Annotated in this window: 19 protein-coding genes and 1 pseudogene; 15 read left to right on the plus strand and 5 right to left on the minus strand. The window is 44.6% G+C overall.

What is annotated here, in order from left to right:
* Window positions 1-56: 56 nt before the first annotated feature.
* From F0251_RS15395 to F0251_RS15425, 7 genes and pseudogenes are all read left to right on the plus strand, one after another.
* Window positions 57-3749, plus strand: coding sequence for an RHS repeat protein (locus F0251_RS15395; RefSeq protein WP_171731291.1), 3693 nt, complete (start codon window positions 57-59; stop codon window positions 3747-3749).
* Entirely contained in the window at window positions 3739-4869 is a 1131-nt protein-coding gene (locus tag F0251_RS15400) for an RHS repeat-associated core domain-containing protein (protein WP_061032054.1), read from the plus strand. Before F0251_RS15395 ends, F0251_RS15400 begins: the two co-directional genes overlap by 11 nt.
* 266 nt (window positions 4870-5135) lie before the next feature.
* Window positions 5136-6575, plus strand: a complete 1440-nt coding sequence (locus F0251_RS15405) for a 6-phospho-beta-glucosidase (RefSeq protein ID WP_171731292.1) — start codon at window positions 5136-5138, stop codon at window positions 6573-6575.
* Between the two features lie 110 nt (window positions 6576-6685).
* The gene (locus F0251_RS15410) at window positions 6686-7684 is read left to right on the plus strand and encodes a LacI family DNA-binding transcriptional regulator (protein WP_171731293.1); all 999 of its coding nucleotides are present in this window, start codon (window positions 6686-6688) and stop codon (window positions 7682-7684) included.
* A 249-nt stretch (window positions 7685-7933) separates the two neighbouring features.
* On the plus strand, window positions 7934-8494 hold the full coding sequence (locus F0251_RS15415; RefSeq protein ID WP_061032057.1) for a sugar O-acetyltransferase: 561 nt from the start codon (window positions 7934-7936) through the stop codon (window positions 8492-8494).
* A gap of 409 nt (window positions 8495-8903) precedes the next feature.
* A pseudogene (locus F0251_RS15420) lies at window positions 8904-9917 on the plus strand (S-(hydroxymethyl)glutathione dehydrogenase/class III alcohol dehydrogenase); the annotation flags it as partial.
* A 150-nt stretch (window positions 9918-10067) separates the two neighbouring features.
* Entirely contained in the window at window positions 10068-11348 is a 1281-nt protein-coding gene (locus F0251_RS15425) for a dicarboxylate/amino acid:cation symporter (RefSeq protein WP_171731294.1), read from the plus strand.
* Between the two features lie 81 nt (window positions 11349-11429).
* On the opposite strand, the gene F0251_RS15430 is transcribed toward F0251_RS15425, so the two are convergent.
* From F0251_RS15430 to F0251_RS15440, 3 genes are all read right to left on the minus strand, one after another.
* Entirely contained in the window at window positions 11430-11720 is a 291-nt protein-coding gene (locus F0251_RS15430) for a putative quinol monooxygenase (protein WP_102425863.1), read from the minus strand.
* Between the two features lie 201 nt (window positions 11721-11921).
* Window positions 11922-12419, minus strand: coding sequence for a hypothetical protein (locus F0251_RS15435; RefSeq protein ID WP_061016237.1), 498 nt, complete (start codon window positions 12417-12419; stop codon window positions 11922-11924).
* A 139-nt stretch (window positions 12420-12558) separates the two neighbouring features.
* On the minus strand, window positions 12559-13125 hold the full coding sequence (locus tag F0251_RS15440) for a dihydrofolate reductase family protein (RefSeq protein ID WP_171731295.1): 567 nt from the start codon (window positions 13123-13125) through the stop codon (window positions 12559-12561).
* A 61-nt stretch (window positions 13126-13186) separates the two neighbouring features.
* Here F0251_RS15440 and F0251_RS15445 point away from each other — a divergent pair, with 61 nt between their 5' ends.
* Both F0251_RS15445 and F0251_RS15450 read left to right on the plus strand, forming a co-directional pair.
* Complete coding sequence (locus tag F0251_RS15445) at window positions 13187-13756, plus strand: TetR/AcrR family transcriptional regulator (protein ID WP_171731296.1); 570 nt, start codon at window positions 13187-13189, stop codon at window positions 13754-13756.
* A 205-nt stretch (window positions 13757-13961) separates the two neighbouring features.
* On the plus strand, window positions 13962-15491 hold the full coding sequence (locus tag F0251_RS15450) for a phospholipase D family protein (RefSeq protein ID WP_171731297.1): 1530 nt from the start codon (window positions 13962-13964) through the stop codon (window positions 15489-15491).
* Between the two features lie 105 nt (window positions 15492-15596).
* Here F0251_RS15450 and nfsA read toward each other — a convergent pair whose 3' ends face one another.
* Entirely contained in the window at window positions 15597-16319 is a 723-nt protein-coding gene (gene nfsA / locus F0251_RS15455) for an oxygen-insensitive NADPH nitroreductase (RefSeq protein ID WP_105058508.1), read from the minus strand.
* A 247-nt stretch (window positions 16320-16566) separates the two neighbouring features.
* On the opposite strand from nfsA, the gene F0251_RS15460 reads away from it, so the two are divergent.
* From F0251_RS15460 to F0251_RS15485, 6 genes are all read left to right on the plus strand, one after another.
* Window positions 16567-17550: an HAD family phosphatase gene (locus F0251_RS15460; RefSeq protein ID WP_171731298.1), complete on the plus strand. Its 984-nt coding sequence runs from the start codon at window positions 16567-16569 to the stop codon at window positions 17548-17550.
* Between the two features lie 159 nt (window positions 17551-17709).
* Window positions 17710-18405 carry an aspartate/glutamate racemase family protein gene (locus F0251_RS15465; protein ID WP_171731299.1) on the plus strand — a complete coding sequence of 232 codons (696 nt, stop codon included), beginning with the start codon at window positions 17710-17712 and terminating at the stop codon, window positions 18403-18405.
* 281 nt (window positions 18406-18686) lie between these two features.
* Window positions 18687-19073: a hypothetical protein gene (locus F0251_RS15470; protein ID WP_061032068.1), complete on the plus strand. Its 387-nt coding sequence runs from the start codon at window positions 18687-18689 to the stop codon at window positions 19071-19073.
* Between the two features lie 198 nt (window positions 19074-19271).
* On the plus strand, window positions 19272-20144 hold the full coding sequence (locus F0251_RS15475; protein WP_171731300.1) for a radical SAM protein: 873 nt from the start codon (window positions 19272-19274) through the stop codon (window positions 20142-20144).
* Window positions 20145-20434: 290 nt separating this feature from the next.
* Complete coding sequence (locus tag F0251_RS15480) at window positions 20435-20671, plus strand: YdcH family protein (RefSeq protein WP_004740376.1); 237 nt, start codon at window positions 20435-20437, stop codon at window positions 20669-20671.
* A 169-nt stretch (window positions 20672-20840) separates the two neighbouring features.
* Window positions 20841-21737: a LysR family transcriptional regulator gene (locus F0251_RS15485; protein ID WP_061032070.1), complete on the plus strand. Its 897-nt coding sequence runs from the start codon at window positions 20841-20843 to the stop codon at window positions 21735-21737.
* 105 nt (window positions 21738-21842) lie between these two features.
* On the opposite strand, the gene F0251_RS15490 is transcribed toward F0251_RS15485, so the two are convergent.
* Window positions 21843-22652, minus strand: coding sequence for an SDR family NAD(P)-dependent oxidoreductase (locus F0251_RS15490; protein WP_171731301.1), 810 nt, complete (start codon window positions 22650-22652; stop codon window positions 21843-21845).
* Between the last annotated feature and the right edge of the window lie 263 nt (window positions 22653-22915).

Consider the following 22915-nt stretch of genomic DNA (forward strand, 5'->3'; position numbering starts at 1 on the left):
ACAAAACAGAGTTAGCTCAACCATTTGGGCTAACTCATTCACTTTAGGGGAAATTTATGTCTAATTGGACTTCAAATGCTTTTAACTTTGATAGCTTTTGTTCGGGCGGCGTAGACCAAAGAACCAGAAGCTACTCATACCAAATCTTACTTGGCTCTCTTATTGGTAACTGGCTCAAGGGACCAAACCTCGACATCTCCATTCAATTCTCTCCTTACTCAGCCGACAACCTTGGTTTTGGTAAAGGCTGGAAGTTGAATCTCCCGAGATACGATATTGAAAACAAACAACTCTACCTGGCCAATGGACAATCCTATCGCGCCGAATTAAATGCCAATCTAGAAATGAGTATTCGCTACAAAAAGCTGCTCGATTTTTCGGTATCGTCTAGTGCGAATGGTTACGAAATTACTTATAAAAATGGCCGTACTGATATTCTAGATAAAGATGGCAATATCATTAAGGTAGTTCAAAGCAATGGACATGCTCTCTACTTTTCTTGGCTCAATATTGGCGGCAAGAAGCGCTTGGACAAAGTTTGGGACGACAGAACAGATAAGCAAACAGCACTGCTGTGGGTTGAATATGTGAGCGCAGGGCGCATAAACATTTTTACCAATATTGGCAGCACCCATGAAGCCTTTTTTAGTCTTACGTTAAACAACAGTAAGCTGGTTCAATGCAATTTACCCGAGCGTGCGGGGAGCTATGGCTTTGGCTATCAAGATATTGGTTCGTACACGTTAATTGATGAAGTGGTCCATCCTTGCGGTTTGACTGAAAGGCTAAGATACCGAGCCGATGGTATTCGAATTAATTCGATGACCTATCTACCTGCGGTGACTGCTCATGATGTGCTGACTCTCAACTCTCCTATCATTACGACAACCTATGACAGCATTGGTACCGATAGTCGTAATTTTATGGGGTACGGATCGCCTGGTGGCGAGTTGAGCGAAGGGCTTGATAATTTGCTGGAGCGCGGCAGAGAGTACAGCTATCGCGTACAAAAAATTGAAAATGGCTCTATTGTCACTGCTCAAACCTACAACCAATTCCACTTACTTGTTGAAGAAGCTCGACACGTCGATGGCAACCTTGTTCATTTGAAAAGGTTGGACTATCCCGCCCTTGATAATCAAGAGTTTTCCGCTCAACCCGCTCAGTACTCATTGATCAGTAAAGAGGAGCAGATCTGGTTTTCTGGATCGGATAGCCAAGCTCAAAATAGATTCTGGGACTTTGATGAATACGGCAACATGCTTAGATTTGTCGACGAGAATAGTATTACGGAACACTATGAATACTATGCTAAAAATGGTGAGACGGGCTGTCCGGCATCACCAACTGGCATGGTGAATTTCGTCAAGTCTCGCACGTTAGACAATGGCTCAGAACAAAGAGTGATCGCATACCAGTATGCTTCTCTAGAGGGTTTAAATGGTCAGCGAGACGTGGTGCTGAGCTTAGAAGAAGATACGCAACGCTACCAAACTCATTATGCCTATCAAACTGATACGCGTGATACCTATTCATTTAGTCGACTGGCTTCGGTGCAAAATGACATCCTTCATCCTAATGGTGTCTATTCTGCCACTTCGCGCTATCAGTATGCACTGGATAATGATGTCCTTGAAGAACACGAAGAACTGACTTGTCATGATAATACGAAAACCAACCTTGTTGTCGGTCACTACCTTGATATTGGCGAGTTAGCGCGACATGTCGACTCGGATGGTGTCAGTTGTTCATTTGCGTATGACACGCTGCGAAGAACCACCGAAGAGCGTATTGAAGGAAGTGCATCCCGTTCGTACCAATACCTTGTTGATACAGGTTTGAGCCGACAAACTCTGTTGTTAACAGACTGCAAAGGTAATTTGTGTGAACAGAGTTGGGATGGTCAAGGGCGAGAATTAGAAGCCAAGGTTGGCAACTCAGTCGTATGGACAAAAATGTACGATGCGTTCGGCAGACTACAAAGTAAGAGTGCCTACGATGTACTGCCTGATCGTAATTCTAGATCGGCACCTGTGGTGCTGACCGAGAGCTATGAATACGATGACTGGGGGCAAGTTAAATCGACACTGCTTGCGAACGGAAAACGTCGCGTTGAATTTAACAACCTTGCATCGCGTAAGAAAACTCAGGGTATTGAAGGCTTAACCATGACGGTCAGCTCTCTGAACACTTGGGGTCTTGAAGACAAAAAAGAGCAGGGGATTCATAGCTGGGATTATGAGTATGATTCGTGGGGGAGACTGATCAAAGAAACCAACCCGCTTGCTCAATCTAAGCACTACCATTACGACCGATTTGATCGCGTGATTCGCATGACTCAAGCGAACGGTGTCGATCACGACATCACCTATGCTGAGCATACCGATCAGTCACAGGTTATAGACCTAAAGATTGGCGGGACAACGGTGGGGAAACGTGACATTGATGGCTTAGGGCGTCAGCGAACACTGCGACGCGGTGCGAGTACTCAAGCGGCGTTGAGTTGGTCCTACTCAGACAGCAGTAATATTCCTGAAACCGAAACTAGCTTGTCAGCGCCGGTGCGTAAGTTTACTCGCGATAGTCAGCTGGGTGTGTTGAGTGCGAAATCGTCTGATGGGCAGGTTGCTAACTATAGTCATGACCCAATATCCGGCTTGCAAACCGGGAGTCAAGATAATGAAGGCAATCAAAGTACCATTACCTATTCGTCGAAGGGGTTACCTGAAGTTGAGGTGAATGAAGGACAGATTCGTTACTACAGCTATTCGGATGGTGGGGTTATCGCTGCCATTGATGGCGACACGGATACTCGACAGTATGGTTATGATGAACTAGGACGCTTGGTGAAGCTGAGCTCAAACTCGACAACGGTTTATTACGAGTATGACGATTTTGATCGTGTGATTGTCGAAACCTTGGTGTCTGGAAATCAAACTCAAATCACCGAGCTTGAGTGGGATGAATACAGTCGAGAAGTGAACCGCGCTATTGCCTTGAACGACCATTATATCTTTGAGCAATCACAAGAATATAACGCGCTAGGTATGCTCGAATCTCGTACCAAAGAGTGTGCGACATTAGGCAACCTGACAGAAAGCTATACCTATGACGAGCTTGCTCAGCTTACTAAGGTTGAATTTTTTGGGGCGGGACCTTTGAGTGATTGGGGACAGCCAATGACTTCAATTGAATGGAGCTATGACGAGCTAGGTAACATGTTGACTCAGCGTACATTGACGGCTGAATCTGAAGATTTCGCTCGTTATTTTTACGAGTCGGATGACCCTTGTCGGTTGACCAGTATTACTCACTCTCATCCACAACTGGATAGCCAAATATCAATCGAGTACGACTTGAATGGCAATATGACTCAAGATGCGGACGGTCGCGTGCTCGAGTATGACAACTTCGACCGCCTACAACGCGTGTTTGCCGACAATACTGAATGGCTTTACCACTATGACAGTAATGACCGACTTTCGGCTCAGCAGTCGCCATCTGAATCTCGCCAATTTAGCTATCTATGGGGTGACCTCTCAGCAATAGAGGAAAACGGCACACTGACTCAGTATATCTATCACGAAGGGGTACCTATATGGTCAGAGACAGGCTCGGAGACGACCCTGTTAGCGACGGATCAAAATGGTTCTGTCGTTGCCTCTAATACTTCAGGAAAAACGGGCTCAACGTACCGTTACTCTCCATATGGACAACGTGAGCAAGCGGGGAATGCAAATGAAGAATAAAGACTCGGTATTTATTACCCCACTTAATCGCCGTCAGTTTCTGATTAAAATTGGTCAAACTGCTGCAGTGGCTGGTGGCATATCCTTGCTACCGACTTCAGTTCGTTTAGCGATGGCGCAGTCGATGGCAATCTCTCACTCAGACATTGGCTTCAATGGTGAGTGGCTGGACCCTGTGTTGCAAGGTTATCACTTAGGTCAAGGCTATCGCGTCTACCAGCCTAAGCTGATGCGCTTCAATGCCCCCGACAGTTTGGCGCCTTTTAATGAGGGTGTGCATAACGCTTATGTGTATTGTCACAATGATCCTATTAATTTCACTGACCCAAGTGGGCACCTGAACATCAGCAAGATCTTGTTTGGTGCTTTTGGTGTGCTTGCAGGGATAGTTGGCATTGCATTGGCCGCGCCTACTGGTGGCTCAAGTTTAGTATTAGCTGCGGGCATCATCGGCGGTATTGCAGGAATGACCAGCGGTGCATTACAAATTGCGTCTGGTGTGATTGATGATGGGGACATTTCCCGCAAACTCGATATAGCGACGATCCCATTCGATATTATTGGTGTAGTGAGTGGTGGATATTCGGCCTATAAATCGGTTCAGAATCTGCGTTGGGTAAGAGCAGGTGGTGCTTTGGAAGATGTCACACAGCCAGGCCTAGGTTCTCGCTTGATGAATAAAATCAGACCTTCCGGTGAGTATAATGTGGCATGGGCCAATAAAACGAACCCAGCAATGCGAATAGGGAGTTCTGAGGGGCAGGTGATTGCGACCAGAATGACTCAGGGCGGCAAGACAATGACGTACACGCCTCCTCCGATTCATGGCGGCTACACTAAGATCCTCCTTGGGCAAGTAAAGGTGAGTGCACGAGGTTATACCATCTATCAAGGCATAATGACGGCGCGCTCGATTGGCAGTTTGGGCTGGTCTACGGTGAAAACGATACCTGGGCGATTAGATCAGGAAAAGTCATCAGCGGATAATATGGTAACCGAAGGTCGAAGTGTTAATCCTGCAGCGAAGAAGACTCAAATGTACGCGCTCGAAGAGACCAGACAGCGTATAAAATATGGTAATGAGGTTCAACAAATGATCCGTCAATTGCCATTGTCGTAGTCTGACCGACTCTTTTCTTTAACAACGCAAAGCCAGCTCAACCCACGTAGAGCTGGCTTTTTTGCATTAGGTGTTGGCGTTTTTGAATGTTATTCATCGCTTAAGAGTGCTTTTTCAACCCCATATTGTGATCAAAAAAAGATCCAAAAAACTCTTGTTGAAACCGGTTTCAGGTTGTATCTTTGCTTTATTGAAATCGGTTTCAGAGCTGCAGTTGGCGTTCTAGTTCCGATCTTTTTCACGAATAACTTGTAGCGAGTAATGGTATGAACAACGAATTTCCGAACGATTTTTTATGGGGCGGTGCAGTAGCAGCGCATCAGTTAGAAGGCGGCTGGGATGCGAATGGTAAAGGTGTCAGTGTTGTTGATGTATTAACAGCGGGCGCTCATGGTGTACAACGTCGAATCACCGATGGCGTGATCGACCGCGAAAACTACCCCAACCAAGTTGCTGTGGATTTCTACCATCGCTATAAAGAAGACATTAAGTTATTCGCTGAGATGGGCTTTAAGTGCTTCCGCACCAGCATTGCGTGGACACGAATCTTCCCGAACGGCGATGAAGCTGAACCGTGTGAAGCGGGTTTGGCGTTTTACGATGACCTATTTGATGAGCTTCTGAAATACGATATTCAGCCAGTTGTGACACTGAGCCACTTTGAAATGCCTTACTATCTAGCTAAAGAATACGGTGGCTGGATGAACCGTAAAGTGATCGACTTCTTCGTTAAGTACTCAACCACAGTGATGGAGCGTTACCAGTATAAAGTGAAGTATTGGATGACGTTTAACGAGATCAACAACCAGATGAACACCTCGGCAGACATCTTCGGTTGGTTATGCTCTGGCGTGAAGTTCCCACAGTGCGAAAAGCCTCAAGAAGCCATGTACCAAGCGGTTCACCATCAGTTTGTTGCGAGTGCCTTGGTGGTGAAGAAAGGCCACGAGATCAACCCAGATCTTCAGATCGGTGCAATGTGTGCGATGGTGCCTTTCTATCCTCGCTCTTCAAAACCAGAAGATATCATGGTGGCGCAGCAAGCGATGCGCGATCGTTACTTCTTCTCAGATGTGATGGTTCGCGGTCATTACCCAAGCTACGCAAAACGTGACTGGGCTATTAAAGGCTTCAATATCGAAATGCAGCCTGAAGATGAACAAATCTTGAAAGAGGGTAAAGCGGATTACCTTGGCTTTAGCTATTACATGTCAAACACCTTGGACTCGTCTTCTCATCAATCGACAGAAGAAGCGATGGACGGTGGTCATGAAAACTCGGTAGAGAACCCATTTATCAAGTCGAGCGATTGGGGCTGGCCGATTGATCCAACAGGTTTGCGTTACTGTTTGGCGTCTCTTTATGAGCGCTATGAAGTGCCACTGTTTATCGTTGAGAATGGTTTTGGCGCGGTTGATACCATCGAAGAAGATGGCAGTATCAATGATGACTACCGTATTGCTTACCTTGGCGACCATATCAAAGAGATGAAAAAAGCCGTAGTGATCGATGGCGTTGACCTCATGGGTTATACCCCTTGGGGCTGTATCGATTTGGTGTCGTTCACCACCGGTGAGATGAAAAAGCGTTACGGTTTTATTTACGTAGACAAACACAACGATCAATCAGGCACACTTGAGCGTAAGCGCAAGAAGTCTTTTGAGTGGTACAAAGGCGTGATTGCATCTAACGGTGCCACTATTTAGAATGCCTCTTACTGCGTCGTTCTACGTAATATAAAGATACGCGCAATATGAACTAGCATTAAATTAGTCGGCTTATGTCGGCTAATTTTTTATATAAGGAAAAGAAGCAAATGGTCACAATGCTTGATGTCGCGAACCGCGCAGGGGTATCTAAGTCGACGGTTTCTCGTGTCTTAAACGGCAAGAATATCGTGCGCCCAGATGTGGTGAAAAAGGTATTTGATGCGATTCAAGAAACGGGCTATCGACCGAACTTATTAGCTCAGCAATTGGCGACCAAGAAGACCAATTTCATCGGCTTTGTGATCACCAATGAGCTGTTCAACGGTCCTTACTTCTCTTCTTTGATGTATCACGCGGCTTCTTACAGTGAAAAATCGAATCACCAATTGGTGATCACCGATGGCAAACACAGTGCTGAAGACGAAAGAAAGGCGATCAATTTCCTACTCGATATGAAATGCGCCGGCATCATCATTTATCCGCAATGTTTAACGGAAAGCGAAATCGCTCAGATCATCGAAAGCACGGATACACCGATTTTGGTGCTCAACCGGGAAATGCCTTCGAAGCCTGAGCATGCTATCACTACCGATCATTATCAAAGTGCTTGTTTGATGGTTGAACACATCATCGAGCAGGGGCATACAGAGATTGCGGTGATCCGCGGTAAAGCAGGGTCGTCGACCGATGAGCAACGTTATAAAGCCTATCAAGATGTGCTCACTCAGCATGGTATTGAGCTGAACGAGTCTAGTGTGGTTCAAGGCGATTGGACGATGGAGAGTGGTTACCGTGCCGCACAAGCTTTAGTAGAAAGCAAAGCAAGCTTCACTGCGATTCTGTCTGAAAACGATGACATGGCGATTGGTGCGATTAAGGCGTTAACGGAGCTAGGGTATTCATTACCTCAAGATATCTCTATCGTCGGTTTTGATAACAGCAAAGTGGGTGAGTTTTTAACACCAAGCTTAACCTCTGTGAGTGTCCCACTTGAGCAAATGACGCAAAAAGCGATTCTGCAAATCGTTGGAGATTCGGAACAATCAGGTGCCATCGACACTACTGGCAGTCTTGTAGTTCGAGATTCAGTTGCTCAGCGTACTTAAACGAAAATTACATTAATTTCATACTGGCCTTTGCTTAATAACAAAAACTTTTTATTGGTGCTATCTATGTGTTTCGTTTGTTGTACATGAATTTTAATGGGTCGTTCACTACAAATCGTGACAGGAAGCGCATCTCCGTAAGACTCTTAAAACCGCTCTTATTGTGAGAGGGAAAGATATGCGATATTGCGTTTTTTGGTCGATGTATTGACCATTACTGGGTAAGTAGTGTGGAAATAGGTAAATAACGTGAAAACAGAAAAACAGAAGATGTTGGCAGGTGAGCCTTACCTTGCTTGGGATGAAGAACTGTACGCAGAGCGGATCGAGTGTCGTAAGGTTCTTCAAAAGCTTAACAACAGTATTCCAGACAGTGACGAATGGCGCTATGCAATTGACACTCTAATTCCTGATTCTGAAGGCGCTTATTTAGAACCACCATTTCGCTGTGACTACGGCTCAAACATCAAACCGGGTAAGAACTTTTACGCCAACTTTAACTGTGTGATTTTGGATGTCGCGGAAGTAACTATTGGCGACAATGTGCTGTTCGCTCCGAATGTACAAGTGCTCACGGCAGGTCACCCATTGGATGTGAAGAGCCGTGTCGACGAAGGCGTTGAGTTCGGTACCCCAATTACCATTGGTGACAATGCTTGGATTGGTGCGGGCGTGATCATTTGCCCAGGTGTGAACATTGGTAAGAACAGTGTGATCGGTGCGGGTAGTGTGGTGACCAAAGATATTCCAGACAATGTGGTCGCAGTCGGTAATCCATGCCGAGTTTTGAAGCCAATTGATAATGAATAGTAGAACAACCAAATAGACAAAGCCCGAACTTAGATTCGGGCTTTGTTTTTTCTATTCTAGCTAGATGCTAGATGCTAGATGCTAGATGCAGCGACTTGCGGAGTCTGTTTCTTGTCTAGCAGACCACTGAATCGAGTTAATACAGTATCGAGTCAATGCGGTGTTCTATAAATCATCCTCGGTATCTAAGCGTATCTCTGCGTTTATCGATTTTATTCAGCCTAGGCTAAACCTTTGATTTACTGTTAGACGAAGTTAGTCTTGCTATTGATTATTACTGATATGTAATAATCATTCTCATAAATATGGGATTATCAAACTTGATGGTCACACCTATACTAGCCCCAACAAAACGAGAGTGCGATAACAAACAAGCTCAACGTTGACTGACTAATATAGGAAATATCACATGACTATCGAAATCAAACCTGGTCAAACTCATATCCAATCTAAAGCTATGGTTGCTTGGAAAGCTGGTGAGCCACTAAAGCGTGAAACGGTTGACGTTGAACTGCCAAAGGCTGGCGAAGTACTTGTTCGTATCGTTGCTACTGGTGTTTGTCACACTGACGCATTCACTCTTTCAGGTGACGATCCAGAAGGCATCTTCCCTTCTATCCTTGGTCACGAAGGTGGCGGTATCGTTGAAATGGTTGGCGAAGGCGTAACAAGCGTTGAAGTTGGCGACCACGTTATCCCACTTTACACAGCTGAGTGTGGCGAATGTAAATTCTGTAAGTCTGGTAAAACTAACCTTTGCCAAGCGGTTCGCGAAACTCAAGGTAAAGGCCTAATGCCAGATGGCACAAGCCGTTTCTCTATCAACGGTGAGCCAATTTTCCACTACATGGGCTGTTCTACTTTCTCTGAGTACACTGTACTTCCAGAAATCTCACTAGCGAAAGTAAACAAAGAAGCACCTCTTGAGGAAGTTTGTCTTCTAGGCTGTGGCGTAACCACTGGTATGGGTGCGGTACTGAACACAGCTAAAGTTGAAAAAGGCGACACAGTTGCTGTATTCGGCCTAGGCGGTATCGGTCTTTCTGCAATCATCGGTGCTCGTATGACGGGTGCAAGCAAAATCATCGGTGTTGATATTAACGAGAGCAAATTCGAGCTAGCAAAACAACTTGGCGCGACTGACTGCATCAACCCAATGAACTACGACAAGCCAATCCAAGACGTTATCGTTGAGATGACAGACGGTGGTGTTGATTACTCATTCGAGTGTATCGGTAACGTAAATGTGATGCGTCAAGCTCTTGAGTGTTGTCACAAAGGTTGGGGTGAATCAGTTGTAATTGGTGTTGCAGGTGCAGGCCAAGAGATCTCAACTCGTCCGTTCCAACTAGTAACAGGTCGTGTATGGCGTGGTTCTGCTTTCGGTGGTGTTAAAGGCCGCTCTGAGCTTCCAGAAATCGTAAAATCTGGTTTTCATAAAGTCCGTTAGATTGAATCTCTAACGGACTTTATTTTTTCCTAGGCACACTTTACCAAGGAATATTTTTATTAAAGGTTGTTCCCTTTAATAAAGGTATCTGAATTGTCCTACAGGGTTACTGGAATTGTCCTTATGTTGACTAAACTTCGCCACTCTTTACCTCTTCAGTTAATGTTAGCTGCTTTGCTTGCATGGCTTTTTGCACAACTTATTGCTTCAACCTCTGGCATTACCCAAACGGGGTGGTATCAGTTCTTAATGCTTGGTAAAACTACTTATATCGGCTTGCTAAAAATGGTCGTTGGTTTAGTGGTTTTATTCTCGTTGTTGCAAGGTATAACAAGCATTGGCTCGATCACTCGATTGAAGCAAATTGGCCGTAATACCGTACTTTTCTATAGCTTCACGACGCTGATAGCCATCTCTTTGGGCTTGGGTGCTTCATTGCTGCTGCCTGCTTGGGAGCCTTTAACCAGCGTTGCTACGATTGGAGACGATGTTCAGCTTATCAGCGAAGATGCGGCAGGAGGAGCTGCTATTGCCAGCAAGCTGTTTAGCATGGCATTAGTGAACCCGGTAGCGGCATTAACCAATGGTAACTTGCTCGCGATTGTTGTGTTCTCATTCATGTTGGGTATTGCTCTGCTTTCTTCATTGCCAGAAAAACACCCGATTTTTGAGGTGCTTCATGGCTTGAACAAGAGCATCAATACCATTGTTGGTTGGATAATTCGTTTAGCTCCACTAGCGGTTTTCGCCATTGTCCTTGATTTTACCGTTCGTGGTGGTGAGTCACTGTTTGAGCAATTGGCACTGTTTGCTTTGCTCGTGTTTGTGCTGACTTTGATTCACGGAGCGATTGTACTGCCGACCATTGCGAAGGTGATGACTGGGATTCGTCTTAGCACACTATTCAAAGGTATCTCGGCACCGATGGCGATGGCGTTCGCAACGTCATCAAGCTCTGCTACTTTGCCACTGGCGATGCAGAGCGCAGAAGAGAAGCTTGGCGTATCGCAAAGTACAAGTAGCATGGTGTTACCACTTGGTGCAGTGATGAACATGGATGGTACGGCACTTTTCGAAGGTGTTGCGGCAATCTTCTTGGCTCAACTGTTTGGTGTGGACCTCACGACTTCTGGCTTGGTGATGATCTTCATTATGGCGATGGTCTCTTCTGTCGGGGCTCCGGGTATGCCATCTGGATCTATGTCTGGCATGCAGCTGGTGTTATTGGCCGCTGGTATACCACTGGAAGCGATTGCGATTCTGCTGATTATTGAACGCCCGTTAGATACATTCCGTACGGCTGTGAACGTAGAAGGTGACATGATCGCTGCACTGGTCGTGGATAAATGGCAGAAACAACAAAAGACAGTGTTTGAACCTGCACTGAGCGAGTCTGTAGCTTAGAGAATACCAAGTTCAATGAAAAAGCCCGTTCAGGTGTTCTGAACGGGCTTTTTATTGTTTGTTAATGTGTGCAGTCAGTGACTAACCGATTTTCGTCATCTCATTGAGAGTGAACGACGCCACACAACCTTCGGTTGCAGCCATGTACTCAGCGAGATGAGTATTACCCATGTGCGCTTGCCACAGTTCACGTGATGTCCAGTTTTCGTAGAACGTGAAATGCGCAGGATTTTCATTGTCTTGGTGTAGGTCGTAGTTGATGCAACCTTCTTCAGCGCGAGTGATATCAATCAGCTTTAGCAACTCTGCTTTAACCAGTTCAACTTTGTCTTCGTTAGCGACGATGTTTGCAATGATAGTCAGTTGAGTCATGTTCGTTACCTATATATTTGATTCACCGAAGTGGTGTTGTTCACTGAGTTGCTCTCTATTGGATGAGCAATCATCAGTGCCGATGAACAAAGAATAGTAGGAAGGCTCATGATGATAAACCGCGCTCCGTTAGAATTATTATCAAAAATTAATTGATAATAAACTTAGGTTTACAGTCTTTAGGGTATGGGCTAAAGAGTATTAAAAACCGCCAGCCCAAGCATCAAAATCATCAATATTGTCGAGTTCTTGTTGGCTTCTTGGAGCAGGGTAATAAGGCAGAGCCAATCTTTGAGCGGAAGGTTGCAGTTCCCAATCGGGCGTAATTCTGAGTCGAGTTAACTCATCGTTGAGGCGCACAAACATATAGTAGCCGTCGCTGTGAGTATTGGCGTAACTTGCTATTGTGGCGATATCTCCAGTAGGCAGTTTTACATCTCGGCCAAGTGGGTAGAGCTGATGAAGCGCGAAGCTCACTTTCGGGTCTTGCAGCTTGCCTTGTTTAAAGCGTTCTAAGCCAATGGCGGTAGAGGTCGTGCGAGGCTTCCAGCCTGTGAGGAACAAGCCACTCAAGCTATCTTGGAACGGTTTACCCTTTCGATTACCTTCATTGCTAATGAATTGAACCGTCAGTTTGTCTCCTGATTCTTCCAGAATTTCTAAAAACTGTTCACCAGTACGATCGACTAAAAGCTTCATAAGGCATAAATACCATTAAGAATGGGATACGATCAATGGTACTAATTTAGGGGAGTTTTTAGTAGGGGCTATAAAGGTTATGCAGCGTGAACACTGTTTTCAGTGTTGATCGTTACATTCCCTTTATATGGACATTAGTTTAACGCTTACGTAGGTAATGAGTGGTTACGATTTGATCAAGATAAGTGGTGACACTTTTCAGCGTAAAGTCGAGAGGCGAAACTAAGTCCCCAAATAGCGGAGCGCCACCACCAAGAACGACAGGGAGCGTCGAGATAATCAGTTCATCAACCAGGTCTTCTTTGAGGAAGTTTTGAATGGTCACACCGCCATCAATATACAGATTGTTAAGGCCTTTGCTGTTGAGGTCTTCGATGATCTGAGTGAGTTTGCCCTTTATCAAGAACACTTTACCTTCAACCTCTTTAGGTACTTCCGTCAACGTGTTGCTCAATACATAAACCGGTTTTGTGTAAGGCCAATCAATACCGAAGCTCAGCACCATATCCATTGTATTTCGGCCCATTACCAAAGCATCGATACGATCGATATGGGCGTTGTACCCCATGTCATCACCCTCTGGATTTGGGATGGCTTGTAGCCAATCTAGACCACCGTTTTTGTCTGCAATGTAACCATCAAGACTCGTACCGATAAAGACAATATTTGACATTGTTAACTCCGAAATTGAACAGGAACTTGGCATTTACACTGTATTAAATTAAAATATTCTACAGTGTAGAAATTTAAGTTTAAGAGGTGGTGTTATGACTGTCAAGGATCAAAAGCGAGGTCGACCAAAGAGTGGATCAAGCCAACTAAGTGCCGAAAAGATCTTAGATACGGCAAAGTGCATGATGCGGGAAGGTGGTAAAGTGCCGAGTATCAGAGGGTTAGCCACAGAGCTCGGCGTCGATGCGATGGCGATATATCATTACTTCAAAAAAAAAAATGATCTATTGGAGTCGATCACTGTTTCATTAGTAGGTGAAGTGGCACTGCCTGAGCAAAACCAAGTGTGGCAAGAGAACCTTTATCAGCTTAGCGTGAGCTACCTGTCGGTGTTGAACGACTACCGTGGGCTATTAGAAACTTTGCTGACGATGAAATCGCTTGGGCCCGTTGAGGTATTTAGTGAGCGCTTTGAAGCGGTAGTGAGCCCGTTGAATCTCACATCAGAGCAATCCGAAGACGCTCTTCATTTGCTAGTAGACTATTTGCATGGCTATGCGCTTGCATTGAATTGTAACCCGGATAGAACTGAGATTACGGTTGAGATGGTGAGAAAGCCTTTAGGCCTTTATTGTTTAGGTATCGAACAACTGAAAGCATCGTGACCTTGTAGTCACTATCGATGCCTGAAAGGTGATTTTGGTACTGTGTTCCTCACGATGAAGTCGCTAAGTTTTATTTATACTGGATAATTACCTATAAATTTCTGGATTTAGCAGTAATAATCAATGAATAACCTCGAACAACTTGGTCGTTGAAAAGTTGTCGAGGCCAATTCAAAGACCTCACCGTGAAAAGGAAGTCAAACACATGCCTGTGCTCCAACGCATCAGCTTAACCTTATTACTCGTCGCCGCACTCGGCGGCTGTTCTTCATTACCCGAAGGCATCGATCACCCGGCAGAACCTTACACCTCTTATGGACCAAGCGCTTTATCGGTTTTGGCGGATGAATATCAACCCGAATCAGAGCAGGCGACGACTGCCGTTCGTTTACAAGAATCCGGTTGGGATGCATTGGCTCAGCGCTTGGCACTAGTTGAAAGCGCAGAGCACACCATCGATATTCAATACTACATCTGGAACTCGGATGAATCGGGTAAGTATCTTGCTAGTCGCCTACTAGCTGCTGCTGATCGTGGCGTTAAGGTTCGCGTGATGCTGGATGACATCAACCTCAATGAGCGTGAAGGGCTACTGTCAGCACTCGACGCTCACCCGAATGTTGAGATTCGAATCTTCAACCCAACACCAACGCGCCGTGGTTTCAGTAAGTGGTTGAGTTTCCTTGGTGATTTCTCACGTTTAAACCGTCGTATGCACAATAAATCGTTCACTGTAGATGGCACTTTGTCTGTGGTGGGTGGACGTAATATTGGTGATGAATACTTCGACCTTTCTGACGAGATCAACTTCCGAGATCGTGATGTATTGGTGATGGGTACCGTCGTTACCACTATCCAAACCAGCTTTATTGAGTATTGGGACAGTCGTTGGTCTTACCCTGTCGCTATGTTGGGTGACGAAGAGCAACCGGATCTTTCAAAGATTGACGATATAACGGTTCCACAATACAAAAACTACCCAGAGTTACCATTAAATCATGAAGCAGCAGATAGCTTGCTGAAAGAGGTTCTTGATGAGATGACTTGGGTGAATGCTCGTTTCGCTTACGATCGCCCTGTGCCTGTTGATTCAGACAATACTGATGAACCTAAAGCAACGGCGGTTTTGCTAGGTCAGCTAGCCAGTGAATCTAAACAAGAGATCTTACTTGAATCGGCCTACTTGGTATTCGATGATGGTCAATTAGATGAGTGGCAAACGTTGAATGACGAAGGCGTTGAGATAAAAGCATTGACCAACTCAATGGCGTCAAATGACTTGGTTACTAACCACTCTGCTTACGCGGGCAGACGCTACGATATGTTAGAGCATGGCATCGACCTGTTTGAGTTAAAACCAGATACCAAGTTGTGTGAAGCATCTACCCAAGACGTGTCTAAGTGTGCGCCAGAGACGGCTTATGGTCTGCATGCTAAATCAGTGGTATTTGACCGCAGTATTGCGAGTATTGGTTCATTCAACTTCAACCTGCGCTCGACTTACCTAAATACTGAGTCGGTGTTAATCATTGAAAACAAAGCGATTGCTGAAACGCTAGCTGAAACTATCGAACAGGCGATGAGCGAAGACAACAGTTGGCGTTTGGAGCTAGAAGATGGTGATGTGTATTGGTATTCAGGTGAGCAGAGTTGGGACAGCGAACCAGAAACCGGTAAGTGGGAACGCATGCAATCAGGCTTCCTACAGCTTCTCCCGATAGAGAAATACCTCTAAGAGAGTCGACTTCAGAATAATGAAAAATGTCAGCGCATAATACGCTGACATTTTTGTTTGTGATGATGGAAAGATAGCTTGTTTATCTGAGCTGGGTCTTGAACGCTATCTCTTAGTCAGTTGCTTACTGTTCAAGTACGGCAAAATATGTGGGCGAGATTCTCCAGAGAGTTTCTGTGTGATCTGCTGTGACCAACTGCTTTGCTTTTGGTTACTTGAGCGGTTGGCGTAGTAGCTCTGCATTGAATCGTCATAGCTAGCGATTTCATCTAGGCTCAATGGTTGGTATTGGTTTTCGTGCATTACCACATGAGCTGGAAGGCGGGGTTTAATATCTGGTTGCTGTGCAGGATGACCTAAACACATACCAAAGAGCACGGCTGTGTGCTGTGGAAGTTCTAATAGCTCATCAACCTGTTGAGCGCTATTGCGCAAGCCACCAATGTATACGCCACCTAATCCTAATGACTCTGCTGCGAGCATGCAGTTCTGCGCCATAATGCCAGAATCGACGGCGCCAATCAGAGTTAGCTCGGTAAAGTCGGTTTTTACCTCAGGGTTAATTTGAGCGTGGCGTTGATAGTCGATACAGAACACTAAAAACTCAGCAGCACTTTCCACATAAGGCTGGTTGCCAGCGTATTCCGCTAGCAGCTTACGTTTCTCTTTGTCTGTTACTCTGATGATAGAAACAGCCTGCAATAAGCTTGATGATGACGCGGCGAGACCTGCCTGGACAATTAAATCGAGGTGCTCTTTCTCTATTGGTTGATCGGTATATTGACGAATGGAGCGATGCCCCAAGATGGTCTCAATCGTACTATTCATAGCGCTCTGACTGTCCTTGTTTTTATGATGTATTACAAATCACCATAACGACATTTTTTAGTGGGGTAAACCTCTAACGCCACAACTCTTTTATTTTTGAACTAGCCTTTGAAGTCGCGTTTTTGCAAGCACTCAAGGAACAGCAATATAAGCGTCGGTTATAGTGTTCATAAGTGGAAAATCAGAGTAGAGCAACTAGGATGAATGACATTAAGTCCGTTAATTAATTCAACAACATGGTAGTGCTATGAAGAAAATAACCCTTTTGTCCGTTGCAATTTTATCTAGCCTCTCTTTCTCTTCTTTTGCAAAAGATTGTGATCCCAATTTGCTGCCTTCATGGAAAGACAGCGACAGTAAATCCGCTATCGTGGATTTTGTTGGTCAAGCTACGAAAGAAGAATCTGATACATTCGTTGCGATTCAAGACCGTATTGCTGTGTTTGATAACGATGGTACGCTTTGGTCTGAAAAGCCATACTACTTCCAATTGGCTTTCGCGTTAGATCGAATCAAAGAGATGGCGCCTGAACATCCTGAATGGAAAACAGAAGCACCGTTTAAGTTCGTGCTTGAAGGTGACATCAAGAGTGTTCTAGGGAGCGGTGAAGAAGGGTTATTGAAAATCATCATGGCGACACATTCTGGTATGACAGTTGAACAATACCAAAAAGATGTTGAGCAATGGTTAGCTGCAGCGAAAGATGAACGCTTCAACAAAGCCTATACCGATCTGACTTACCAGCCAATGAAAGAGATGCTGATTTACCTTCAAGAGCATGACTTCAAGACTTACATCGTGTCGGGTGGTGGTGTTGATTTCATGAGAGTGTGGGCTCCTGATGCTTACAATATCCCGTCAGAACAGATCATCGGTAGCGCACTTAAATACAACTACAGCTACAACGACGGTAATCCGACCGTTACCAAAGATTCGTCCATTTTGACCATTGATGACAAAGCCGGAAAGGTCAGCAATATTCAGCATATTATCGGTAAGAAGCCGATTCTAGCAGTAGGTAACTCAGACGGCGATCAAGCGATGATGCAGTGGGCAACCAGTCAACCAAACTCAATGGCGATGATTGTTCATCACACCGATGCCGAGCGCGAGTGGAAGTATGATCGTGAGTCCCATGTGGGTAAGCTTGATAAAGCACTCGACGAAGCGAACTCCAGAGATGATTGGACGTTAATCGACATGAAATCCGATTGGTGTGAGGTGTATTAACCCACACAAACATTCGGACAAAACAGCAAAGGCTCGGATGGTTCATTCGAGCCTTTTGCTAAATAGCGAAGACTTCGTCTTATTTTCAGCAAGATCGTACTATAAATTTTTAACGCATGACGCTTTAATCGGGATAGTCAGAAATTAAAGGAATAAAAAATGAAAACGATCGGTTTGCTTGGTGGTATGAGTTGGGAATCGACCATGAGCTATTACAAATCCATTAACGAAGGTGTTAAAGCGACGCTGGGAGGGTTGAACTCTGCAAAGATTTGTATGTATAGCGTGAACTTCGATGAGATTGAAAAGTTACAACACCAAAGTCGTTGGGCTGAGACTGCCGATATTTTAGCTGACGCGGCATTATCTGTTGAGAAAGGTGGCGCAGACTTCATCTTAATTTGTACCAATACCATGCATAAAGTCGTGCCTGAAATCGAACAGAAGATCACGGTTCCTATCTTACATATCGCTGATACTACCGCGCAAAAGCTGCTAGAACAGGGCGTAAAGAAAGTCGGGTTACTCGGCACCGCTTTCACGATGGAACAAGATTTTTACAAAGGGCGTTTAATCGATAAATTCGGTATCGATGTTGTGATTCCTGCCAAGGATGACAGAGAGAAAGTCCACAACATCATTTACCAAGAGCTGTGCCGAGGCGAAGTAAAAGAAGAGTCTCGCGCTATCTATAATCAGATCATTGAGAGGCTAAGCCAGCAAGGAGCAGAGGCCGTCATTCTAGGCTGTACTGAAATCGCCTTACTGATTCAGCAACAAGATAGTGATGTTCCTTTGTTTGATACTACAGCCATTCATGCAGAAGTCGCGGTGCGTTTGGCGACGAGCGATTAACTTACAGTTAGCTTTCAGTCATTAAGCTTGTCTTTCTGGCGCGTACACCATCAGTTGGTTGATGCGTAATTAAAATCTCTGATTTTCAATAGGTTGCGGACTTTTCTATGAGAGTGCGTTATGAGTCATTTTCTTCTTTTAGAAAGCCCCAAATTAAGTGAATAAGCACTCTGTATCACACTTTTTATAAATTAGTGGATATACTAATACACATTTATTTACCTCGTGAATAGAATCTCGTTCTAGCGTTATTTTGGCTATGTAATTGAATGAGAATAAAAATGAAATTGAAATCTATTTTTTTGGCTTGTCTGTCAGCAACGGCTCTTTCTGGCTGTTTGAGTGTCCCAATTGAAGAGTTACAACCAACAGCAGATCAAGAAACAATTGATACCGCTATTGAACATCTAAGCGACATAAAAGGAATGACGATTACAGAGAATGGCGTGATCTATTACGTTGAGTCACTGCCGGGAAATTCTCGATGGTCGACTGCACATATTTTGGAATCGAGCTATCGTTTCTCTTGCCAAGACCTTCGTTGGTTTGTTGATAGAGGCATGATCGTTAGAATGAGATTTCAAGGTAATAGTGGCACGACCCAAGATTATGACCTTGAGCGTTGTGAAACAGAAGTTCCAACAAAATTATATGAACCTAAGCAGTAGGTTATTAATCATCTCACATTGAGATTAAAGCTCCTCCTCTATCAATAAGTACATTAATACCCTCTCCATCTGGAGAGGGTATTTTATTTAAAATCTAAAAACTGATTCGACTATATTGTGGATTATCGACGAATGCTGACGTTGATACGCTTTGGTGTATTCAAGCACGCTCTGTGCTTGTAGACCGGAGAGACCAATATGAAATATGAGGGAAAAGTATATCGTCCATGGATAGAGGCGAAGAGCATTCTTATTCAAACCACATTAGGTTGCAGCATCAACACATGCACGTTCTGTAATATGTTCAGCGATAAGCGATTTAAGGTTCGCGACATCGAAGACGTGTATAAAGATATTGAAGAAGCGCGCCTAATATACCCTTACGTTGAATCGATTTTCCTTATTGATGGCAACGTGATGGCGGCTCGTACGGATTATCTGCTTAAGGTCTTGGATAAGATTCGTCACACCTTTCCTGAAAGTAGAAAAATATCACTCTATAGCGGTTTGAATGATTTCCGTCGGAAGAGCTTGAGTGAGCTTAAAGAGCTGAAAAGTGCAGGGTTAAGCATGGCGTATGCGGGTCTTGAGTCTGGTGATCCTGTTGTGCTCGATAATATCAAAAAGCGTATGACACCAGAGCAAGCGATTGAGGGCATGGCGCTGGCAAAAGAGGCAGGTATCGAAACTCTACTGTCGTTTATTTTTGGACTCGGCGGTCGTGAGCGTTCCCGCGAGCACATTGTCGAGACAACAAGGTTGCTGAATATCATGAAACCTGAGCAGATAGCGCCAATGGCGTTAGCAATACAACCAGGAACGGCTTTGGAGCAGCAAGTTAATGACGGTACGTTCATCATGCCGACTCAACTTCAGATCTTAGAAGAGGAAAAATACTTACTCGAGAACCTCAATATCGATACTTTCTATTGGGGTGACCACGGTAACAACATCGTGACTCAGAAAGGCTCCCTACTTGATTCTAGAGAGCAGTTCTTAGCCAAGGTGAATCATGCGATCACATCTAATCCAATGGCGAAGGATAGCGTGATTCAAACTTTTGCCTGGTAGGTAACTGATAGCTGAAAGGTCTCACTCAAAACTGAGACCTGTTCTCTGGATTCAAATCCAACAAGATAAAAGTAGTGCTTACGAGAATTCATGATTCTCGTGAGCCTATATCGTTACTGAGACAATTCAATTTAACACCCTCGATTTTGTTGGGGGATGTTGTAAATTTGTGAATCTAAATTGTCTATATTCTATGCTGTGTACTGGATCTCATTTGTTATTTGAGTCCCTTGCTAAGGTTAATAATGAATGTGTAATACCAATCACTTTAATCAACTTAAGAGGTTTCTATGCTAGGTGAAAATCACTCTCTTGTTCACGAATTTCCTGAAATGAAAGACAAAATTGCTGAGCTTGCTAAAACTGATGATGGCTTTGCAACTGACATGAAGACATACGACAACCTTGATAAAGAGATTCGTAAGCTTGAGCTGAAAGATTCACCCATTGATGATGGCTCAATGCACCAACTGAAGCACGACCGTTCTGTGTTGAAAGATGCGTTATATGCTCGCTTGAACAGCTAATGGACGACAGTTTCTAGAGATAGATAATAAAAACTCCTTCGGGAGTTTTTTCTTTTTGGCTCCGATTATCTGAATCTCATCAAAGTAGCGGCATATGTTGTATTGTTAGTGGGATGACGCATAATGTGGGTTATTGCGATATGATTTTTAAGATTCTATTGGTAATCACATGAACATTGAACACCTCAAATTGTTTATTCGCTTAGCGTCTACACATAACATCAGCATGGCTGGCCAAGAGTTGGGTTTATCTCCCGCAGTTGCCAGCTCCCACATCAGTAAATTGGAAGACAATTTAGGTGTTCGCCTGGTACATCGCACCACTCGTAAAGTGTCACTCACTGAAGAGGGAGAAGCATTTCTACCTCATGCTGAAGAGGTCCTGTCGAGTGTCGATGCCGCAAAATCGGCGGTTGGAGTCGGTAGTGATTCACCAACCGGTACGCTGCGTGTTACTGCCTCTGCTTCATTTGGACGTTTGCACTTAATACCAGCATTACCGGGGTTCCTTGAGCGATACCCAGGGTTAAAAGTCGATTTCAGATTGTCAGACTCCGTGGTCGATCTTGTGGAAGGCGGTTTCGATATCGCGATTAGAATCTCTGAATTAAAGGATTCGACTCTGATTGCGCGTAAGCTTGCCACAGATAAACGAGTGGTATGTGCATCACCAGATTACCTCATCAAATATGGCAAACCTGCCACGCCTCAGGACCTTAACGACCATCAATGTATTAGCTTGATTGGCCTAGAAAACTGGACCTTTCATACTGAAAACGGACCGAAAACGATTAAGGCGACCGGATCTTTTAGAGCAGATAACGGAGAGGCACTACGTGATGCTGCAGTCGGTGGGCTTGGTATTACAGTGACGTCGAATTGGTGTGCGTATGAACAACTAAAAAGTGGTCAGTTGATTCAAGTGTTGGAAGATTACCCACTCACCTCAGAACCCGCAATCTGGGCAGTGTACCCAAGTACTAGGCTGCTTGCTCCCAAAGTAAGAGCGTTTATTGATTACTTCTCGGACTACTACGGTAACCCGCCGTATTGGGAACAAACGTAAAGACAAACGTTGTACGAAAAAGCCCTGTGTTTCCAAGTTAATTTATTAGAAAAACAGGGCTTTTTTATTGAGATTTGCAAATCAACTCAGCATGAGTCGTCGCAATTAAGAAAGCGTCGCTTTGATGATCTCTTCAATTTTAGCGATAACTTGCTGTGATTTATCACCGTATAGCGCGTCTGGGTGCGGGTTCGCAAACGTGTTGTTGTCGTTATCAAAATATTGACCGCCCGCTTGTGCGAACTCATCAGACAATGATGCGCGAACGAGGATGTCAGAACCAATGCTCAGGTCGCCGCCCGCAATGCCGTAGGCGTCTTTTACCATCTTACTACCCAATAAAGAGGCTGGGTTAACAGCAACTACCATTGGCCCATTAGAACCTAGTTCTTTTGCCATCTCACGAGTCCACATAGTGATCGCAAGTTTGCTTTGCGCGTAAGCATCGCCATCAGAAAGTGGCTTTTTCCCTTCTAGTGCTTCGATGCTCACTGCGGCTTGCGCTGCCGACGATAAGTTCACCACACGGCTCAACGAATCGAATACTGGCAACAGGCGTTTGGTCAGATGATACGGTGATACTGTGTTCACAGCAAAACGAACATCTAAACCGTCTTTGGTGATTGGGTTGGGAGTATTGAACACACCCGCGTTGTTAATCAGCACATCAACCTTCTCGTGCTCGGCAATCACTTCGTCAGCCAGCGCATCAACATCTGCCAGAATAGACAAGTCTGCCACGTAGCTTTGGATCTTCGCTTGCGTAGAGAGAGCGATAAGTTGCTGCTCAACGTCTTTAAGTTTGCTTGGGTTACGACCATGCAATAAAACGTGGCGACCTTGCTGAACGAGTGCTTTTGCTGTTTCGAAGCCTATACCATCGGTAGAGCCTGTGATCAGAATGACTTTTTGCATGGAATAGATTCCTTATTAAAGCGCTGACATCGTGAGCGTTTTGAATGAATTGTTTTGTTGCGATAAAGAATAGCAACCTTTCGTAAAATTGATAATTAACCCATTTGATAAAACACTATTTAGCTTTTGTTGAAAATAGAAGAGGGTAATAGGGCGATTTGGTCGAGTGACAACTACTGAAGTGCAAGGAATTGAACGCAAATAGTGGAGGCAAATAATAAAAAAGCTTAGCGCGGGGGACGCTAAGCTTGTTTATTAATCAG

This window comes from Vibrio sp. 070316B, from assembly GCF_013114115.1.
Classification (GTDB): Bacteria; Pseudomonadota; Gammaproteobacteria; order Enterobacterales; family Vibrionaceae; genus Vibrio; species Vibrio chagasii_B.